The following is a 19,026-nucleotide window of genomic DNA, read 5'->3' on the forward strand; positions in this document are numbered from 1 at the left end:
TGCCGTCCTCGGCGAGCTGGACCATGACGTCCAGCACCTCCTTGATCATCTCGGGATCGAGCGCCGAGGTCGGCTCGTCGAAGAGCATGATCTTCGGCTTCATGCACAGGCTGCGGGCGATGGCGACGCGCTGCTGCTGGCCGCCGGAGAGCTGGCCCGGGTACTTGTGCGCCTGCTCCGGGATCTTGACCCGCTCCAGGAGCTGCATCGCCGTCGCCTCCGCCTCGCGCTTGGGCACCTTGCGCACCCAGATCGGCGCCAGCGTCAGGTTCTCCATCACCGTCAGGTGCGGGAAGAGGTTGAAGCTCTGGAACACCATGCCGACCTCGCGGCGGATCTGCTCGACGTTCTTGACGTCGTTGGTCAGTTCCACCCCGTCGACGACGATGTGCCCCTTCTGGTGTTCCTCCAGGCGGTTGATGCAGCGGATCATGGTCGACTTGCCGGAGCCCGACGGCCCGCAGACCACGACCCGCTCGCCGCGGCGCACCTGCAGGTTGATGTCCTTCAGGACATGGAACTCCCCGAACCATTTGTTGACCTGGCGGAGCTCGATCATGACCTCGCGGCCGATCTCGTGGCGGGCGGCCGCCGCGCCCTGGCTTTGCGACTGCGTCATCGCCGGGTTCCCCTGTTGAGGTCGCGTTCGAGCGACTGGCTGTATTTCGACATCGAGTAGCAGAAGACGAAGTAGACGGCGGCCGTGAACAGGTAGAGCTCGATCGAGAAGCCGCGCCAGTTGAGGTCGGTCAGCGCCGCCTTGGCGCTGTTCAGCAGGTCGAAGAGGCCGATCACGACCACCAGCGTCGTGCTCTTGAAGAGCCCGATGAAGTTGCCGACGAGCGGCGGGATCACCATCCGCAGCGCCTGCGGCAGGATGATCTTGCGCTGCTTCTGCAGGAAGCTGAGGCCGAGCGCCTCCGCCGCCTCGTGCTGGCCCCGCGGCACCGCCTGGAGCCCGCCGCGGACGATCTCGGCGATGTAGGCCGCCTCGAAGAGGATGAGACCGACCTGGGCGCGCAGGAGCTTGTCGATGTTGACGCCGGCGGGCAGGAACAGCGGGAAGATGACCGATGCCGTGATGAGCACGGTGATGAGCGGCACGCCGCGGATCAGCTCGATATAGGCGACGCTGAGCCAGCGGATGATCGGCATGTGCGACCGCCGGCCGAGCGCGAGCGCCAGGCCGAGCGGGAACGCGAAGACCGACCCCACGACCGCCATGATGATGGTCAGCGGCAGCCCGCCCCAGTCGAGGTTCGAGACGTAGGTCAGGCCGAGGACCCCGCCCCACATCAGCACCGAGCAGACGACGAGGCCGAGGACCCACCAGAGCGCCAGCCAGCGGTTCCAGAAGCGGCGGTCGCAGCTCGCGACCACCATCGCCAGCAGCAGCGCCGTCGCCAGGAGCGGCCGCCACTGCTCGGCATAGGGATAGGTGCCGAAGAAGATCAGGCGATGCTTGTCGGCGATGAAGGCCCAGCAGGCGCCCGCCCCCTCGACCTTGCAGGGCGCCGAGGTGTCGGCGGACCAGACCGCCCGGAAGATGGCCCAGTCGAGGAAGGGCGGGATCGTGGTGGCGAGGAAATAGACGGCGATCAGGGTCAGCAGCGTGCTGCCGACGCTGCCGAACAGGTTCTTGCGGACCCAGCCGAGGACGCCGATCTCGATCACCGGCGGACGCATCGCCGGGGCGGCTCCGCCGCCATGCGCGATTTCAGCCATGGCTCAACGCTCCACCAGCGCGACGCGCCGGTTGTACCAGTTCATGAAGAGCGAGATGGAGAGGCTGATCGTGAGATAGACCGCCATGATGATGGCGATGCCCTCGATCGCCTGCCCCGTCTGGTTGATCGCCGTGTTGGCGAGATGGACGAGGTCGGGAAAGCCGATGGCGACGGCGAGCGAGCTGTTCTTGGTCAGGTTGAGGTACTGGCTCGTCATCGGCGGGATGATGACCCGGAGCGCCTGCGGCAGGATGACGAGGCGCAGGACCATGCCCCGCTTGAGGCCGAGGGCGGACGCCGCCTCGGTCTGGCCGTGGGAGACGGCGAGGATGCCGCCACGCACGATCTCGGCGACGAAGCCGGCCGTGTAGATGACGAGGCCGAGCAGCAGGGCCACGAACTCGGGCGAGACCTCGACGCCGCCCGAGAAGTTGAAGCCGCGGAGCGCCGGGCGGTCGAGCGCCGTCGGCGCGCCGCCGACGAGCCAGCCGATCGCCGCCATGCCGAAGATCAGGCCCAGGCTCGCGGACAATGCCGGGAACGGCCGGCCGGTCGCTTCCTGGCGGCGCCGCGCCCAGTTCGACAGCACGACGGCCCCGACCACGCCGATGACGGCACCCGCCAGCAGCAGCGTCCACCCCTCGGCGGCGGCCGGGACCGGGAAACGCATGCCCCGGTTCGACAGGAAGACGTCGGGCAGCGGCTGCAGCGCCTGGCGGGCGCTCGGCAGCGTTTCGAGGAAGATCATGTACCAGAAGAAGAGCTGCAGCAGCAGCGGCGTATTCCGCACGACCTCGACATAGACCGAGGCGAGCTTGGCGACGAGCCAGTTCCGCGACAGCCGGGCGATGCCGATGAGCGTGCCGATGATCGTCGCGAAGACGACGCCGATGGCCGAGACGTAGAGCGTGTTGATGATGCCGACCAGCAGGGCGCGGGCGTAGCTGTCGGCGGGCGTGTAGTCGATCAGGGATTCCCCGATGGGGAACGCCGCCTCGCGGTCCATGAAGCCGAAGCCCGACGCCAGCCCGAGGCGGGCGAGGTTCTCCAGCGTGTTGTCGACGAAATACCAGACGCCGGCCGCGACCGCGGCCAGCGCCAGAGCCTGGTAGACGACCGCACGGACGTTGCGATCGTTCCAGGACAGCCGCCAGCCCGAACCGCGGGCCGGCCGACCCCCATACTGGACGGCCATGGCGTGTCCCCCTTACGCGATGATCCGATGCATGTCCGGCAGCTGCCGCCGGCCCCCTCCCCGGGCCGGCGGCAGGCCTGCCGTCAGACGGCGATCGGCGTCACCGGAAGGGCTGCGCGTACTGCAGCCCGCCGCGGGTCCACAGGTCGTTCAGGCCGCGCTCCAGCTTGAGCGGGGTGTTCTTGCCGACGTTGCGCTCGAAGATCTCGCCGTAGTTCCCGAGCTGCTTGACGATGTTGTAGGCCCATTTCTCGTCGAGCCCGAGCGCCTTGCCGTTGCCGGGCGTGACGCCGAGGAACCGCTTGATCCCCGGATCCTCGCTCTTCAGCATCTGGTCGACGTTCTTCGAGGTGATGCCGAGTTCCTCGGCCTCGATCGTGGCGTAGACGGCCCAGCGCACGACGTCGGCAAACTCCTCGTCGCCGTGGCGCACGGTCGGGGCCAGCGGCTCCTTCGAGATGATCTCGGGCAGGATGAGGTGGTCTTCGGGATTGGGGGCGTCGACCGCGCGCATGGCCGCGAGGCCCGAGGCGTCGGTCGTGTAGACGTCGCAGCGGCCGCTGAAGTAGGCGGCCCGGATCTCGTCCACCTTCTCGATCACGACCGGCTTGAACTGCATCTTCTGGGCGCGGAAATAGTCCGCGAGGTTGAGCTCGGTCGTCGTGCCGGGCGAGACGCAGACGGTGGCGCCGTTCAGCTCCTTGGCGCTCTTCACGCCGAGCTTCTTCGGGACCATGAAGCCCTGGCCGTCATAGAAGGTGACGGGGGCGAAGTTGAAGCCGTTGACGGTGTCGCGGGTCAGCGTCGCCGTGGTGGTGCGCGACAGCATGTCGACTTCGCCCGACTGGAGCGCCGGGAAGCGCTGCGGCGAGGTCGTCGAGACGTAGCGGACCTTGGAGGCGTCGCCGAAGAGGGCGATCGCCACCGCCTTGCAGAAGTCGACGTCGAGCCCTTCCCAGGCGCCCTGGTTGTTCGGCCGCGAGAAGCCGGCCGTCGACGGGCTGACGCCGCAGATGAGTTGCCCGCGCTGCTTGACGGCATCGAGCGTCTTACCGGCCTGCGCCGGACCGACGGCAAACGCCGCCAGTGCCGCGCCGGCCACGACCACGCTGAGCTTTTTCATGGTGACACCTTCCCTGAATATGGTTGCTTTGTGCCCATCGTATCGTTCCCCGGGTGCCGACGACGCTCCGGCCGATCTGGTCGTCTGGTGCGCGGCCCCACGGACCCGGGTCGATTGAATTACGATATCCATCCCACGCCCCGATGGCAAACCGGGGGGCTCGGACCGCCGGAGACCGAACGATGACCACTCCCTCACAGCCCGGGGCCGTGCAGAACGCGTGCCAGCCGCTGCTCGACGCCGTCGCGTTCGACGCCAACGGCCTCGTCGCCGTCGTCGCCCAGCAGCACGACAGCGGCGAGGTCTTGATGGTGGCATGGATGAACCGCGACGCCGTCATCGAGACCGTCGCCACCGGCCGCGTCTGCTACTGGTCGCGCTCGCGCGGCCGGCTGTGGCGCAAGGGCGAGAGTTCGGGCCAGGTGCAGCGGCTGGTCGAATTGCGGGTCGACTGCGACGGCGACACGCTGCTGGCGCTGGTCGACCAGCAGGGCGTCGCCTGCCACACCGGCCGGCGCAATTGCTTCTTCCGGGCGTGGCGCGACGGCGGCCTCGTCACCGTCGCGCCGGTGCTGGTCGCCCCCGACGCGCTCTACGGGCAGGACCGCTTCTGATCCGAACGCGCGTCGCGGTCGCGACATTCGGACGCCGGCCTCTTCCGACCGGGGTGGCCGCCATGCCATGGGTAGGGTGATGACATCCTCCGGAGTCGCCCAGACGCCATGACCAGGGCCCACCGGACCATCCTGGTGACCGGCGGCGCGGGCTTCGTCGGCTCGCATCTGGCGACCCTGATGAAGCGCGATCGCGACGGCGCCAGGGTGATCGCCTTCGACAATCTCAAGCGGCGCGGCAGCGAACTCGCCCTGCAGCGGCTCGCGTCGGGCGGCGTCGAGTTCCGCCACGGCGACGTGCGCCAGGCCGCCGACCTGGCCGAGGTCGGCGCCTTCGACCTCCTCGTCGACTGCTCGGCCGAACCCTCGGTCCATGCCGGCTACGACGGCGGCGCCGACTACCTGGTCGACACCAACCTCGGCGGCACCGCGCGCTGCCTGGAGGCGGCGCGCCGGCACGGCGCCGACATCCTCTTCCTGTCCACGAGCCGGGTCTATCCGATCGCCGGCCTGCGCGGCCTGCCGCTCGAGCGGGCGGGAGACCGGCTCGACCTGCCGCCGACGGCGGCCGGTCCCGGCTGGTCCCATGCCGGCATCGCCCGCGACTTCCCGCTCGACGGCGCCCGCTCGCTCTACGGCGCGACCAAGCTCGCGAGCGAGCTTCTGGTCCACGAATACGGCGCCATGTACGGCCTCGCGACGGTGGTCGACCGCTGCGGTGTGCTCACCGGCCCCTGGCAGATGGGCAAGGTCGACCAGGGCTTCTTCGTCCTGTGGGCCGCCCGCCATCTCTATGGCGGGCCGCTCTCCTACATGGGGTTCGGCGGCGAGGGGCTGCAGGTGCGCGACGTCCTGCACGTCGCCGACCTGCATGCGCTGATCGAGCGCCAGCTCGCCGATCCCGGCCGGCATGCCGGTTGCACGTACAATGTCGGCGGCGGACGCGATCTCAGCCTGTCGCTGCGCGAACTGTCGGCACTGTGCGGCGCCCGCGCCGGCGCGGGCCGGACCGTGGGCGGGGTCGCCGATACCGCCCCGGCCGACGTGCCCTGGTACGTCACCGACGCCGCCGCGGTCCAGGCGGCGACCGGATGGGTGCCGACACGGCGGCTGGAGGGTATAGTGGAAGATGTCTTTCGGTGGCTGACCGACCATCGGAAGCTGCTGGAACCGATTCTCGGCATGTCGGGCGGACACCGGACAGGCGAGCGGGGGCAGGAAAGCGAGGGGTGATGGCCGTCGCCATCGTCACCGGATCGGCAGGGCTCGTCGGGGCCGCCGCCGTCCGCAGGTTTGCGAGCGAAGGGCTGGACGTCGTCGGCATCGACAACGACCTGCGCCGGCATTTCTTCGGCGAGGCGGCGAGCACCGCGTGGAACCGGCAGGTGCTGGAGCGCGAGGTGCCGGGCTACCGCCACGTCGCCGCCGACATCCGCGACGCCGACGCGGTCGGCCAGGTCTTCGCCCGCCACGGCCGGGACATCCTCGCCGTCGTCCACGCCGCCGCCCAGCCCTCCCACGACTGGGCCGCCCGCGACCCGGTCATGGACTTCTCGGTCAACGCCAACGGCACGCTGGTGCTGCTGGAGGCGACGCGCCGGCACGCGCCCGACGCCGCCTTCGTCTTCCTCAGCACCAACAAGGTCTACGGCGACACGCCGAACGACCTGCCGCTGGTCGAGCGCGAGACCCGCTGGGAGCTCGATCCCGCCCATCGCTGGGCCGAGCACGGCATCGACGAGACGATGTCGATCGACGGCACCATGCACAGCCTGTTCGGCGTCTCCAAGGCGTCGGCCGACCTGCTGGTGCAGGAGTATGGCCGCTATTTCGGCATCGGCACCGCCTGCTTCCGCGGCGGCTGCCTGACCGGCGCCGACCACAGCGGCGCCGAGCTGCACGGCTTCCTCGCCTACCTGATGCGCTGCGCCGTCGCCGACCGGCCCTACACCGTCTTCGGCTACAAGGCCAAGCAGGTGCGCGACAACATCCACGCCGACGACCTGGCGGCCGCCCTCTGGGCCTTCGTCCAGCGGCCGAGGCCGGCCGCGGTCTACAACATGGGCGGCGGCCGGCACGCCAACTGCTCGATGCTGGAGGCGATCGCCGGCTGCGAGCGGCGCACCGGCCGGCCGATGCGCTGGTCCTATTCGGACCAGGCGCGCATGGGCGACCACATGTGGTGGATCAGCGATACCCGCCGCTTCCAGGCCGACTTCCCGGACTGGCGCTATCGCTACGACCTCGACGCCATCCTCGATCAGATGCACGCCGCGGTCGAGCGCCGGTTGCGCGACGATGCCGCTTGAGGTCCGCTCGCTCGCCGAGTGGGAGAAGGCGGGGATCCCCGGCCTCCTCTCCGTCGTCATCCCGGCCCACGACGAGGAGGGCCAGATCGAGGAGACGATCGCGGCCCTCGTCGCCGCCCTCACCGCAGCCGGGATCGCGCACGAGATCCTGGTCGTCAACGACAACAGCCGCGATGCGACCGAGGCGATCCTGCAGCGGCTCGGCGCCGCCAATCCCGCGGTGCGCTACGTCAACAACCCGAAGCCCAACGGCTTCGGGCTGGCGGTCCGCACCGGTCTCGCCGAGTTCCGCGGCGAGGCGGTCGCCATCGTCATGGCCGACGGCTCCGATCCGCCCGACGACCTCGTGCGCTTCTGGCACCGTCTGCAGGAGGGCTACGACTGCGTCTTCGGCACCCGCTTCGCCCGCGGCGGCCGGACGTCGGACTATCCGTGGCCGAAGCTGGTGCTGAACCGGCTCGGCAATCAGGTGATCCGCGCCCTCTTCCTGATGCGCTACAACGACACCACCAACGCCTTCAAGCTCTACCGCCGCTCGGTGATCGCCGGCCTCCAGCCGCTGCTCGCCTACCATTTCAACCTCACGGTCGAGCTGCCGCTGAAGGCGATCGTGCGCGGCTATCGCTATGCGATCGAGCCCAACGGCTGGATCAACCGCAAGGAAGGCGTTTCCAAGTTCAAGGTGCGCGAGATGGGCTCGCGCTACCTCTTCATCATCCTCTACTGCCTCATCGAGAAGTGGCTGTCGCGCCAGGACTACCGCGACCGCCGCGACCTCCGCGAGAGCCAGCTCCAGGTGTGGCACCGATGATCGCGCGCTCCGACATCCGGCTGCAGTTCGCCTGCTACCTGGTGGTCGGCGGGTCGGCCTTCCTGGTCGAGCTCGTCGCCTTCGTCCTGCTGCTGCAGGCGGGTCTCGCCACCCTTCCGGCATCGGTGGCGAGCTTCCTCGCCGCGACCGTCGCCAATTACCTGCTGTCGAACGCCATCGCCTTCCAGAGCAGCGCCATCCCGCGCGGCCAGGAAGCGCTGCGCTTCGCGTTCGTGGCGCTGGTCGGGCTCGGGCTCAACACCGGGTTCGTCTGGCTGCTGCTGGCGCTGGGCGAGCCGCCGCTGGTCGCCAAGATCGCCGCCGTCGCGCCGGTGCTCGCCTGGAACTTCCTCGGGCGGCGCCTCATCGTCTTCTCGGCCGTCGTGCCGGAGGCGAGCTGGCGGCTCGGCAACCGGCTCGGACGCGGCGCTCGCCCGGTCGACGATACCGGCGCCCGCTGACCGTCGGCACCGCCATGCCTCCGGCCCGGACGGTCGTCCTGGGTGTGGCCGCCCTTGTCGCGGCCGCCCAGCTCTTCATCGCCTGGACGGCACCGCTGCTCGACCAGCACGCCTTCCGGCAGACCCAGACCGCGCTCACCGTCTACTGGTACGTGCGCGATGGCATCGACCTGCTGCGGCCGCCGCTGCCGCTGTTCGGCACCGCGCATCCGTCGATCCCGTTCGAGTTCCCGCTCTACCAGGCGGTCGCCGCTTGCATCCTGAAGCTCCTCGGCGCCGGCTCGGTCGAGGCGGTCGCCGCTGCCTGCCGCGGCGTCTCGTTCGCCGCCCACCTGCTCGCCGCCTGGCCCCTGCACCGGCTCGCCCGGCGCCATTTCTCGCCGGTGGCGGCCGACGCCGCGGTGCTGCTCTGGGTCGCGCTGCCCTATGCGGTCTTCTGGTCGACCAGCGCCATGATCGAGTCGACGGCGGCGCTCCTGGTCCTCGCCCATCTCGACCTCGTCGACCGGGCGGGCACGGCGGCGCGCGCCGGCCGCCTCGTCGCCGCCGCCGCCGTCGCCGGCGCGCTCGCGGCGACGGTCAAGATCACCACCTTCGTCGTCTACCTCCCGGCGGCCGGCCTCCTCTACGCCATCGGCCGGCAACTCTGGCGGCCGTCGCGATGGTCCTGGCGCGACCCGGCGGTATTCGCCTTCGCGGCGCTGCTGCCGATGGCGGCCGCCATCGCCTGGACCGGCTGGGCCGACTTCGTGAAGACGCAGAACCTGGTCGGCGGCGTCGGCCTCACCTCGGCCGAGCTGTCGCGCTGGAATTTCGGCACCCTCGAGCAGCGGCTGTCGCCCGCGGTCTGGAAGACGGTCGCCGTCACGGTCGGCGCGACCATCCTCGGGCTGCCCGGTGCGATCGCCTTCGTCGCCGGGGGCGTCCGGACGCTGGACGATCCGCGCCGGATGGCCTGGCTGCTGCCGGGGGCGCTCGGTCCGCTGCTCTTCCTCAACCTCTATTTCGTCCACGACTACTACGCCTACGCCATCCTGCCGGTGCTGGTGGTACTGGCGGGGTCGGGGATCGCCTGGGTGGCCGGCCTCGGCCGCGGTCCCTGGCTGGCGGCGGCCGCGGCACCGCTGCTGGTGGCCGCGGTCTGGGTCGATGCCGACCTGCGCTGGCGGCCCGTCGAGCGGGCCCGGGCGGGCGAGCCGCCGGTCTATCTCTTCCGGCGGCTGATGCCGGGCGCGCCGCAATGGCCGGACGCGACGCGGGCGCTGGAGATCGCCCGGACCATCCGGGCCGGCGGCTTTCCGCCCGGTCCCATCGTCGTCACCGGCAACGACTGGATGGCCGACATCGCGCTCTATTCGGAGCGGCCGGCCTTCATGATCGGCAAGGATCCCGACCATTGGGTCGGCGGCTGCAACGAGCGGAACTGGCAGGCGATCCGGGCCGAGCGCCCGGTGCTCTTCGTCAAGGTCCGGCCGTCGCGCAACGAATGCCTGGAGGCGGTGCCGATCCACGCCTGCACGGTCGCCGACCGGCGCGACTTCTGGATCGGCCGCTGCATGGCGGGGTCCTGAACGACGGTGCGGCCGGCGCATCCGCCCGGGACGCGCCGGCCGCCGTCGGCCGGGACCTGCAAGGCTTCGGCTCAGAAGCCGTTGGCGCCGAACTTGCCCTCGTCCAGGTTGCGGCCGTACTTGCCGTCGTCCATGTTCGCGCCCGCCTTGCCCTCTTCGAGGTTGGCGCCCTTCTTGCCCTCGTCGGCGTTGGCGCCGAACTTGCCGGCTTCGAGGTTGCGGCCGAACTTGCCGGCGTCCATGTTGGCGCCGAACTTGCCGTCGTCGAGCAGCTGGCCGTACTTGCCGTCGTCGGTGTTGGCGAGCGCCGAGCCGGCGAGGGCGAGGGCGAAGGCGGCCGCGAAGAATGCGATCTTGTTCATGTCTGGGCTCCAGTGTGAAAGGCCGGACCGTCCATCGGTGCGGCGTTGCCCCATAGTCGAGGACTGCCGCCGGATGGTTTTGCCCGGCACCGGAAAAATCTGATGGCCGCCGGCTCCGGGCTGCGCGTCCTCCACGTCATCGCCCATCTGCGGGCCGGTGGCGCCGCCGGATCGGTGGTCGCGACCGCGCGGGCGGCCGGCGGGCGCCACCGGGTGCTGGCGCTGGAGCCCACCGTCTCGCCGCTGATCCGCCTGCAACTGGCGCGCGCGGCCATCCCGATCCTCGCCCCGGACCGGGAGGCGGCGGCGCTCGCCGATGCCGATGTCGTGCTGCTGAACTTCTGGAACACGCCGGCGACGCTGGCATTCCTCGAGCGCCTGCCGTCCGGCCTGCCGGTGGTCGGCTGGCTCAAGACCTGCGGATCGGCGCCGCCGCAGCTGGTGCCGCCGGCGCTGATCGAGCGCGCCGACCGGATCGTCCTGACGGCCGCCGCGACGGCCGGGCGGGCGCCGCTCGCCGGCCACCCGGCACTGCTCGCCCCGCCCGAGACGGTGCGGGGCGTCGTCGACCTCGAACCCTTCGCCGACCTGCAGCCGGTTCCGCACGCGGGCTTCGTCGTCACCTATGTCGGCACGATCGGTCCCGGCAAGATCCATCCGGACTTCGTCCGCCTGTCGCTCGCCGGGGCGCCGCCCGAGGCCCGCTTCGTCGTCTGCGGCGCCGGCGGCGGCGAAGCCGCCCTGCTCCAGGCGGCCGAGGCGGCGGGCGCCCGCGACCGCTTCCATCTGCCGGGCTTCGTCGGCGACCTGCGGCCGGTGCTGGCGGCGTCCGACGTGTTCGGCTACCCGCTGGCGCCCGACACCTACTCCAGCAGCGACCGCAGCCTGCAGGAGGCGATGCGCGCCGGCCTGCCGCCCGTCATCCTGCGCCACGGCGGCATTGTCGACATGGTCGAGCATGGCCGCACCGGCCTCGTCGTCGACGAACGGGACTATGGCGCGGCGCTGGCCGCGCTCGCCGCCGACCCGGACCTGCGCCGCCGCCTCGGCCGGGCGGCCGCCGACCATGCAAGGGTGCAGTTCGACAGCGCCGCCGCCGCCCGCCGGATCGAGGGCATCCTGCAGGCCGCCGCCGCGTCCCCCGGCCGCGACCGCGCCGGCCCGCCGCGCGACGACCCGTTCCCGGCCGCGCGCCGCTTCGCCGCGGCGCTCGGCGAGTGGGGAACGCCGTTCCGCGAGAGCCTCGCCGGCAGCGCCGCCGCCGACCGCGCCGTGATGCGCCTGGCGGGGGACTGGGTCCGGGTCGAGGGCGGCCTCTTCCACCACCGCAACGGCACCCCCGACGACGGCATGCTGCGCCACTGGACGGGGCTGGTGCTGGCGGCCGAGGGCCGCGACGCGGCCGCCGCCGCGGAGTTCGCGGCGGCAGCGGCGGCCGGCGTCGTCCGCGGGGATGGCCGCGCCCGGACGGCCGAACTATCGTAGCCGCACGCACGCCCGACCGGACTGGACCGATGGACACCACCCTGCCGCTGCACGTCCGCATCAATCGCGAGGAGATCGCCCACGACGTCATCGACGGCGAGGTGATCCTCATCAACACGCTGAGCGGCTTCTACTACAGCCTGCGCGGTTCGGCCGTCGCCCTGTGGGGCGAGATCGAGGACGGCCGCTCGGTCGACGACCTCCGCGCCTGGGCCGCCGGCCAGTACGGGCTGGAGCCGGCGGCCGCGGCGGACGCGGTCGACGGTTTCGTCGCCGGGCTCGTTGCCGACCGGGTTCTCCTGCCGGCCGACGGGCCGGCCGCGCCGGCGGACGTCCGGCGCGTGCCGCCGCCCGCCCCCGGCGAGGCCTTCGCCGCCCCGGTGATCGAGCGCTTCACCGAGATGCAGGACCTGCTGACCCTCGATCCGATCCACGAGGTCGACGACCTCGGATGGCCGCACGCGGCCCGACCGCCGGCATAGGTGCCGGGTGCCGCCGATCCTCGTCAGCGTCGTCATCCCGGTGCGGGACGCGGGCGACCTGCTGCTGGAGGCGCTGGCGAGCGTCGCGCGGCAGCAGGCGGGGCCGATCGAGACGATCGTCGTCGACGACGGCTCGCGCGACGACCCGGCCGGCCGGCTCGAGCGGTCGCCGGTCCCGGTCCGGCTCCTGCGCCTGGAGGGGCGCGGCCCTTCGGCCGCCCGCAATCGCGGCGCCGCGGATGCCACCGGCCGGTATGTCGCGTTTCTCGACGCCGACGATCTGTGGCCGCGCCACGCGCTGGCGACGATGCTCGCGGCCCTGGAGGAGGCCCCCGGCGTCGACGTCGCGCACGGCCAGGTGCGTCGCTTCCGCGACGCCGCACCGGGCGAGTTCGACGGGCCGGCGACGGTGCTCGGCCGGATCGCCGGCGGCTTCAACCTCGGCAGCGCGCTCTTCCGGCGCGCCGTCGTCGCGCGGTTGGGCGGCTTCGACGAGGCGCTGCGGACGTCCGAGGACGTCGATTTCTGGATCCGCTCGCGTGCCGCCGGGATCGTGCGCCGGGCGCTGCCGCAGGTGACGCTCTACTACCGGCGCGGCCACGGCTCCCTGATGGAGGGGTTCGGCGCCGAGGCACGCCGCCGGGATCATCTCGGCCTGTGGATGCGCAGCCTCGCCCGGGTGGCGCGCGAGCGCCGGCCGCAGGGCGGCCCATGACGCGCATCACCGCCGTCGTCTGCGTGCGCGACGGCGCGCTGCGCCTGCCGCGGGCGCTCGCCAGCATCCGCGCCCAGGCGCGGGCGCCCGACGAGGTGCTGGTGATCGACGGGCGGTCCGCCGACGGTTCGGCGGCGATCGCCGCCGCGTGGGGCGCCCGCGTCGTGCTCCAGCGCGGGCAGGGGCTGGCGGATGCCCGCAACCTCGCGCTGGCCGAGGCGCATGGCGACCTCGTCGCCTTCCTCGACCATGACGATCGCTGGACGCCGGACAAGCTCGCCCGGCAGGAGGCAGCGCTCGCCGCCCCGCCCGCCGCCGCCTATGCGGTCGCCCATCTCCGCTTCGTCGCCGACGATGCCGAGGCGTCCGCGATCGCCGGGCCGCGGGGCGCGCCGCGGCTCGGCCGGACGCCGGGCACGCTGCTCGCCCATCGCCGCCTCCTCGACCGGGTCGGACCGTTCCTGCCGGACCTCGGCATGGGCTGCGACATGGACTGGTTCGCCCGCGCCGCAGCGGTGGCCGAGCCCGCCGTCGAGCCCGCCGTCCTGCTGCTCAAGACGCTGCGGGCGGATGCCCTGTCCGCCGATCCGGCGCGCAACCGGACGGCGGCCTTTGCCGTGGTCGCCCGCCGGATCGCCGCCCGCCGCGCCGCGGCCCGCGGCGGACATCCCGCGCCGGCCGAAGCCGATGCCGACGGGACCCCGCCTCGGATTGTCGACGGTCGGTCCGTCCCCTAAGCTCGCGCTCGCCCATTCCGCGGGGTCAGGACCGATGCCGTTCCGCTTCCGCCGTGCCGCCCCCCTCCTCGCCGCGCTGGCGGGCCTGCTGGCCATGGCGGCGACGGCCGCGGCCCAGGTCCTGCCGCCGGTGCCGGACGCCATCCGGCGCCAGGGCCTGCTCCGGGCCGGCGTCAAGTGCGACTATCCGCCGGACGGCTTCATGGACCGGACCGGCCGGCCGGTCGGCATCGAGATCGAACTCGCCCGCCAGATTGCCGCCTATGCCTTCGGCCGGCCGGACCAGATCGACATGGTCTGCGTCAGCGCCGCCAACCGCATCCCCTCCCTCGTCGGCGGCAAGATCGACCTCATCCTGGCGACGCTCGGCGTCAGCGAGGAGCGCGCCCGCGTCATCGATTTCGGCGCCCCCTACGCCTGGGGCCACAGCGACGTTCTGGTGCCGCAGGCAAGCGCCGTGCGCCGCCTCGACGACCTCGCCGGCCGGACCGTCATCGTGCTCAAGGGCGCCTGGCAGATCGGCTGGTTCGAGAAGAACCTGCCGCAGGCGAAGCTGCTGCGGCTCGACACCGTTTCGGACGGCCTGCAGGCACTGATCCAGGGTCGCGGCGAGGGCTACGCCCACGACCTCGCCGTCCTGCAGGGCATCGCCCGCAAGAACCCGCGGGTGCGGCTGCTGGGCGAGCCCTACCAGCTCGGTCATCGCGCCATCGGCCTGCGCCAGGGCGAGGCGGAATGGAAGGCGTTCCTGGACGCGGCCGTCCTGCGCGCCAAGCGCGAGGGGGTCGTCGCCGAAGCCGTGCGCCGCTTCGTCGAGCCCGAGCAGGTGCAGGCGGTTCTCGATACCTGGGACCTGGATCGGGCGCCGGCGACGTCGCGGTGAGCAGGGCCGGCGGCCGGCGCACGACGCCCAGCTTCTTCGATGCCGCGGCCTACGCCGCGGCCGTGGGCCGGACGTTCGATGCCCCCGCGGCGGCATTTCGCCACTATCGCGAGGTGGGCGTGGCCCGCGGGATCGCGCCGCACCCGATGTTCCATCTCGCCTGGTACCGCAGCGAGCATCCCGAACTGGGAACGGGCGACCCGCTCGCCCACTTTCTCGGCCGCGACCGGAGCACCCGCAGCCCGCACCCGCTGTTCGATCCCGTCTGGTACCGCGAGCGCTATCCGGATGTCGCCCGCGGTGCCGCCGATCCGGCCCTCCACTACTGGCTCTACGGCGGGCGCGAGCGGCGCGATCCGGGGCCCGCCTTCGCCGTCGCCCGCTATCTCGCCCTCCACCCCGATCTCGATCCCGCCGCCACCAACCCGCTGGCGCACCAGTTGCGCCATCATGCGAAGCCGGCCTTCCGGCCGATCGGTCGGATCGCCGTGCTGGCCCACGCCGCCGCCGTGCGGCCGGGGGCGCCGGTCGACCTCCATCTCCGCATCGAAAACGACGGCTCGGCCCGCTGGAACCTGAACGGGGCCGCCCCCGCCGCCCTCGGGCTGCGCTGGATCGACCGGGCGACCGGGCGGCCGATCGCGGGGCAGCGCCGGCCGCCGCCGGTCGCGCTGCAACCGGGCGAACGGTTCTGGATGCGCATCGAGATGCCGGCGCCGGCGGCGGGCCGGCTGTGGCTGCAACTGTCGCTGCTTCACCGCGATGCGCCCTGGCCCGACGCGCTGGAAGCGGTGGACGTGATGCGTCTGGAGGTGACGGTCGACCCGGCGCTGCCCCGCCGGGCAGCGAGCCGGTGGGCGCTGCCGGAACGCCCGCCCGCCGCCGTCGCGGCGGAGGCACGGGCGCGGCGGGCGGGCGAGCCGGTTCCGGCGGAACCGCTGTCCCGGCGGATGCTGCGCACCGACGGGGCGCGCCGCAGCCGCCCGTTCGCGCACGGCCGGCGGCCGGTGATCCGCTGGATCAAGGGCGACGGGCTCGACGATGCCGTGACCAGGGCGGCCATCGCCCGGGCGACGCGGCTCTTCGGCAACCGCGTCGACTATTGCCTCTGCACCAACGGCATCGCCGGCGCGCGGGCGCGCGCCCTGCTCGCCCAGGCCGAACAGCCGGTCGAGCTATGGCCGCTCGACGCCGACGACAACCCGTGGCTGGCGCAGCGCCTGCGGGCGGCCGGCTGCGACCCGGATCGCTTCGGCTACTGGTGGAAATGGTTCCCCGAGCGGGTCCGCCCCGACGCCCCGGAATGGGTGCTGGACGGCGACCAGGCCCTGGTCGATGCGCCGCCCTGGTTCGAGGCCTGGTGCGACGGGCGGGACGGGCTGCGGGTCGCCCGCGACGGCCACTGGCTGCCGCACGGCGCCTATGGCGCCTATCTCGACCTCGTCGATCCCGACCTCGCCCTCTATTCCGGCCTGGTCTCGCTGCCGCCGGGCTTCCGGCTGCGCGGGCCGTTCGAGGCGGTGATGGACGAGCGCCCGCTCCGCCCCGGGCACGATGGGCGGCGCGACACCGACGAGCAGGGCGTCGTCGCCGTCGCCTTCCAGCGGGCGGGCGCCGTCCCGATCCCGCTCTGCGAGTTCCCCTTCGCCCGGGCGGGCGAGGACCGGATCGATTTCGGCCCCGACGGCGACCGCGGAGTGGCCTGGGGCTACCATTTCGGCAGCGCCTTCCGCCGCCGCAACCGCATGTTCGAGCGCATGGTGGAGGCCGGAATGCTGCCGGCCGAAACCGGCGCGGCACCGCCGCTGGCGCGGGTCCGCTGGCTCGTCAACCGCGGCCAGTGGGGCGATCCCGGATGGTCGCTCGACGACGTCTTCGCCCGGCCGATCGTCGCGGCCGCGGCGCGCCATGCCGGCGGCAAGGCGCTCGAGGTCGGCACCTCGCGCGGCCGGCTCGCCGCCCTGCTGGCGGGCCAGGGCTGCCGGGTCACCACGGTCGACCTCGTCGACCGCGGAGCCGCGGCCAATCTCGCCGGGCTCGGCGTCGAGGTGGTGCTGGGCGACGGCGTCGCCTACCTCGCCGCGGCCGGCCGGACGTTCGACCTGGTCCTGGTCGACCTGCACGGCAACGGCCCGGAGGTCTGGCGGCGCCTGTGGCCGTTGGCCGTATCCGCCGTCCGCCCCGGCGGCACCCTCGTCGTCGCCAACGTCCGGCTCTGGGAGGACCCGGTCTGGGCCGCCGAGACCGGACCGCGCGAGACGATGCCCGCCGCCATGCCGGGCTGGCGCCTCGAACTCGTGCCCGAGCCGATGCCGGGCCTCGCCCTGTGGCGCCGCGACCTCTGAGACCCCGCCCGCCGCCCTTTCCGCTGCCCGTTCCGCTCAGGCCCGCTCGTACCAGCCGCGCGTCCGCCGCACGATGGCGACCACCGACAGCATCACCGGGACCTCGATCAGGACGCCGACGACCGTCGCCAGGGCCGCCCCCGACTGGAACCCGAAGAGCGCGATCGCGGCCGCCACCGCGAGTTCGAAGAAGTTGGAGGCGCCGATCAGCGCCGACGGTCCGGCGACGCACCAGGCGACGCCGAGCCGCCGGTTCAGCCAGTAGGCGAGGCCGGCGTTGAAATAGACCTGGATCAGGATCGGCACCGCCAGCAGCAGGATCACCAGCGGCTGGCGCACGATCTGTTCGCCCTGGAGGCCGAAGAGCAGCACCAGGGTCGCCAGCAGCGCCGTGAGCGACCAGGGCGCGAGGCGGGCGAGCGTGCGGTCGAGCGTGGCGCGGCCGCCCGTCGCCAGGAGCCGCCGGCGCCACAGCTGGGCTGCGACCACCGGGATCACGATGTAGAGCACGACCGAGAGCAGCAGCGTGTCCCACGGCACGACGATCGCCGACAGGCCGAGGAGCAGCCCCACCACCGGCGCGAAGGCGAAGATCATGATGACGTCGTTGAGGGCGACCTGGCCGAGCGTGAAATGCGGCTCGCCGTCGACGAGGTTCGACCAGACGAAGACCATGGCCGTGCAGGGGGCCGCCGCCAGCAGGATCAGGCCGGCCATGTAGCTCTCGATCTGGTCCGGCGGCAGCCAGGACCGGAACAGGTGGCCAATGAAGAGCCAGCCGAGGAGCGCCATCGAGAAGGGCTTGACCAGCCAGTTGACGCCGACCGTGGTGGCGATGCCGCGCCAGTGCGCGCCGACCTGGCCGAGCGCGCCGAGGTCGATCTTGAGGAGCATCGGCACGATCATCAGCCAGACGAGGATCGCCACCGGCAGGTTGACCTCGGCGACCGTCGCCGTGCCGAGCGCGTGGAACAGTCCCGGCAGGGCCTGCCCGAGGAGGATGCCGACGACGATGCAGAGCGCCACCCAGAGCGTCAGCCAGCGCTCGAACAGCCCCATGGCCGGCGCCTTCGCGGCGCCGGCCGGCAGCACGGCCTCGCTCATGCCGCGCGGTCCCGGGCACCGCAGCAGCCGGCCGCGGCAGGTTGCTCCGGTGCCGGCGCGGGCGCGCAGCAGTCGGACGCGGCGGCGACCGGCTCGGCCTTCGCCGGGCCGCAGCAGGCGGCGGGCGCCGCCTCGACGACCCGTTCCGGCCCGCAGCAGGACGACACCGCCGCCGTGGCGCCGGCCGCGATCGGCCGCGTGTTGCAGACCCCGGTCTCCGGCAGCACCAGTTCGACGCGCGCCGCCGCTTCCGCGTCGCCGGCGAGCGCGGCCGCGATCGAGCGCACCTGCTCGTGGCCCGTCGCCAGCAGGAAGGTCGGCGCGCGGCCGTAGCTCTTCATGCCGGCGATGTAGAAATCCGGCTCGACATGGGCGAGTTCGCGGGCGCCGTGCGGGCGGACCGTGCCGCAACTGTGCAGGTTGGGGTCGATGAGCGGCCCGATGCCGGCCGCGCATTCGAGCCAGGGATCGAGCGACAGCCGGACTTCGCGCAGCATGGCGAGGTCCGGCCGGAAGCCGGTCGCGACCACCAGCTCGTCGGCCTGGAACGAGGCCGGGTGTCCGCCATGGTCGCCGACGACGCGCAGCGCCAGGCCGTCGCCGGCCCGGATCTCGGCGATGCGGAAGGGGGTCAGCACCTCGACCGCACCGCTCTCGACCAGGGCGCGCGCCTGGCTGCCGAGCGCGCCGCGGGCGGGTAGCCCGTCCAGCGCCTCGCCGCCATAGGCCGCCTCGATCCGGTCCTTGCGCATGATCCAGAGGATGCGCGTGGCGGGCTGGGAGCGCTGCAGCTCGGCCAGTTCGATCAGCACGTTGAGGGCCGAGTGGCCGCCGCCGACGACGGCCGTCGTGCGGCCCGCGTGGCGCTGGCGCGCCCGGCCGAGCACGTCGGGAATGCCGGTCGTGACGTGGCGGGCGTAGGTGTCCTCGCCGATCGCCGGCAAGCCGTCGGCGCCGGCCGGGTTGGGACTTCCCCAGGTACCGGACGCATCGATCACGGCCCGCGCCTCGAACCGGCGCTGGCTGCCGTCGGGACCGGCGACCCGCAGGACGAAGGGCAGCGCCGTTCGGCCCGCGGTCCGCACCTTGTCGGCGCCGCGGC

Annotated in this window: 19 protein-coding genes; 12 read left to right on the top strand and 7 right to left on the bottom strand. The window is 72.6% G+C overall.

Features of this window, described 5'->3' with window-relative positions; all coding sequences use genetic code 11:
* The 4 genes from ACE3Q3_RS16935 to ACE3Q3_RS16950 form a co-directional block, all read right to left on the bottom strand.
* Positions 1 to 619, bottom strand: a 619-nt coding sequence (locus ACE3Q3_RS16935; protein WP_374448071.1) for an amino acid ABC transporter ATP-binding protein, incomplete at its 3' end; no start/stop codon positions are given.
* On the bottom strand, positions 616 to 1,725 hold the full coding sequence (locus tag ACE3Q3_RS16940) for an amino acid ABC transporter permease (protein WP_374448073.1): 1,110 nt from the start codon (positions 1,723 to 1,725) through the stop codon (positions 616 to 618). The genes ACE3Q3_RS16935 and ACE3Q3_RS16940, both read right to left, overlap by 4 nt.
* 3 nt (positions 1,726 to 1,728) lie before the next feature.
* Positions 1,729 to 2,922 carry an amino acid ABC transporter permease gene (locus tag ACE3Q3_RS16945; RefSeq protein WP_374448075.1) on the bottom strand — a complete coding sequence of 398 codons (1,194 nt, stop codon included), beginning with the start codon at positions 2,920 to 2,922 and terminating at the stop codon, positions 1,729 to 1,731.
* Positions 2,923 to 3,022: 100 nt separating this feature from the next.
* The gene (locus ACE3Q3_RS16950) at positions 3,023 to 4,045 is read right to left on the bottom strand and encodes an amino acid ABC transporter substrate-binding protein (protein WP_374448076.1); all 1,023 of its coding nucleotides are present in this window, start codon (positions 4,043 to 4,045) and stop codon (positions 3,023 to 3,025) included.
* Positions 4,046 to 4,227: 182 nt separating this feature from the next.
* Between ACE3Q3_RS16950 and hisI the strand changes: the two genes are divergently transcribed.
* The 6 genes from hisI (at position 4,228) to ACE3Q3_RS16980 (ending at position 9,811) form a co-directional block, all read left to right on the top strand.
* On the top strand, positions 4,228 to 4,659 hold the full coding sequence (hisI, locus tag ACE3Q3_RS16955) for a phosphoribosyl-AMP cyclohydrolase (protein WP_374448080.1): 432 nt from the start codon (positions 4,228 to 4,230) through the stop codon (positions 4,657 to 4,659).
* 108 nt (positions 4,660 to 4,767) lie between these two features.
* On the top strand, positions 4,768 to 5,892 hold the full coding sequence (locus tag ACE3Q3_RS16960) for an NAD-dependent epimerase/dehydratase family protein (RefSeq protein WP_374448081.1): 1,125 nt from the start codon (positions 4,768 to 4,770) through the stop codon (positions 5,890 to 5,892).
* Positions 5,892 to 6,968, top strand: coding sequence for an NAD-dependent epimerase/dehydratase family protein (locus ACE3Q3_RS16965; protein WP_374448084.1), 1,077 nt, complete (start codon positions 5,892 to 5,894; stop codon positions 6,966 to 6,968). The genes ACE3Q3_RS16960 and ACE3Q3_RS16965 overlap by 1 nt, the downstream gene beginning before the upstream one ends.
* Positions 6,958 to 7,779 (top strand): glycosyltransferase family 2 protein, encoded by an 822-nt coding sequence (locus ACE3Q3_RS16970; protein WP_374448085.1) that lies wholly within the window; start codon positions 6,958 to 6,960, stop codon positions 7,777 to 7,779. Before ACE3Q3_RS16965 ends, ACE3Q3_RS16970 begins: the two co-directional genes overlap by 11 nt.
* Positions 7,776 to 8,240 carry a GtrA family protein gene (locus ACE3Q3_RS16975; protein WP_374448086.1) on the top strand — a complete coding sequence of 155 codons (465 nt, stop codon included), beginning with the start codon at positions 7,776 to 7,778 and terminating at the stop codon, positions 8,238 to 8,240. The genes ACE3Q3_RS16970 and ACE3Q3_RS16975 overlap by 4 nt, the downstream gene beginning before the upstream one ends.
* A 44-nt stretch (positions 8,241 to 8,284) precedes the next feature.
* On the top strand, positions 8,285 to 9,811 hold the full coding sequence (locus ACE3Q3_RS16980) for a glycosyltransferase family 39 protein (protein ID WP_374448087.1): 1,527 nt from the start codon (positions 8,285 to 8,287) through the stop codon (positions 9,809 to 9,811).
* 71 nt (positions 9,812 to 9,882) lie between these two features.
* Here the strand turns inward: ACE3Q3_RS16980 and ACE3Q3_RS16985 are convergent, their stop codons facing one another.
* Positions 9,883 to 10,173, bottom strand: coding sequence for a hypothetical protein (locus ACE3Q3_RS16985; protein WP_374448089.1), 291 nt, complete (start codon positions 10,171 to 10,173; stop codon positions 9,883 to 9,885).
* Between the two features lie 102 nt (positions 10,174 to 10,275).
* Here ACE3Q3_RS16985 and ACE3Q3_RS16990 point away from each other — a divergent pair, with 102 nt between their 5' ends.
* Genes ACE3Q3_RS16990 through ACE3Q3_RS17015 form a run of 6 tightly spaced genes read left to right on the top strand, consistent with a single transcriptional unit; the run spans position 10,276 to position 16,820 of the window.
* Positions 10,276 to 11,658, top strand: a complete 1,383-nt coding sequence (locus ACE3Q3_RS16990) for a glycosyltransferase family 4 protein (RefSeq protein ID WP_374448090.1) — start codon at positions 10,276 to 10,278, stop codon at positions 11,656 to 11,658.
* Positions 11,659 to 11,687: 29 nt separating this feature from the next.
* Entirely contained in the window at positions 11,688 to 12,140 is a 453-nt protein-coding gene (locus ACE3Q3_RS16995) for a PqqD family protein (protein WP_374448092.1), read from the top strand.
* Between the two features lie 7 nt (positions 12,141 to 12,147).
* Complete coding sequence (locus ACE3Q3_RS17000; protein ID WP_374448093.1) at positions 12,148 to 12,855, top strand: glycosyltransferase family 2 protein; 708 nt, start codon at positions 12,148 to 12,150, stop codon at positions 12,853 to 12,855.
* The gene (locus ACE3Q3_RS17005; protein WP_374448095.1) at positions 12,852 to 13,592 is read left to right on the top strand and encodes a glycosyltransferase family A protein; all 741 of its coding nucleotides are present in this window, start codon (positions 12,852 to 12,854) and stop codon (positions 13,590 to 13,592) included. Before ACE3Q3_RS17000 ends, ACE3Q3_RS17005 begins: the two co-directional genes overlap by 4 nt.
* 34 nt (positions 13,593 to 13,626) lie before the next feature.
* Positions 13,627 to 14,475 carry a transporter substrate-binding domain-containing protein gene (locus tag ACE3Q3_RS17010; protein ID WP_374448097.1) on the top strand — a complete coding sequence of 283 codons (849 nt, stop codon included), beginning with the start codon at positions 13,627 to 13,629 and terminating at the stop codon, positions 14,473 to 14,475.
* Positions 14,472 to 16,820 (top strand): hypothetical protein, encoded by a 2,349-nt coding sequence (locus ACE3Q3_RS17015; protein WP_374448100.1) that lies wholly within the window; start codon positions 14,472 to 14,474, stop codon positions 16,818 to 16,820. Before ACE3Q3_RS17010 ends, ACE3Q3_RS17015 begins: the two co-directional genes overlap by 4 nt.
* Positions 16,821 to 16,856: 36 nt before the next feature.
* Here the strand turns inward: ACE3Q3_RS17015 and arsB are convergent, their stop codons facing one another.
* Both arsB and ACE3Q3_RS17025 read right to left on the bottom strand, forming a co-directional pair.
* Positions 16,857 to 17,879, bottom strand: a complete 1,023-nt coding sequence (arsB, locus tag ACE3Q3_RS17020; protein WP_374448103.1) for an ACR3 family arsenite efflux transporter — start codon at positions 17,877 to 17,879, stop codon at positions 16,857 to 16,859.
* Positions 17,880 to 17,920: 41 nt separating this feature from the next.
* The coding region (locus ACE3Q3_RS17025) for an FAD-dependent oxidoreductase (RefSeq protein WP_374448102.1) at positions 17,921 to 19,026 on the bottom strand (1,106 nt) is incomplete at its 5' end.

The sequence above is a fragment of the Allostella sp. genome, from assembly GCF_041913585.1.
In the GTDB taxonomy this organism is placed as follows: Bacteria; Pseudomonadota; Alphaproteobacteria; order ATCC43930; family Allostellaceae; genus Allostella.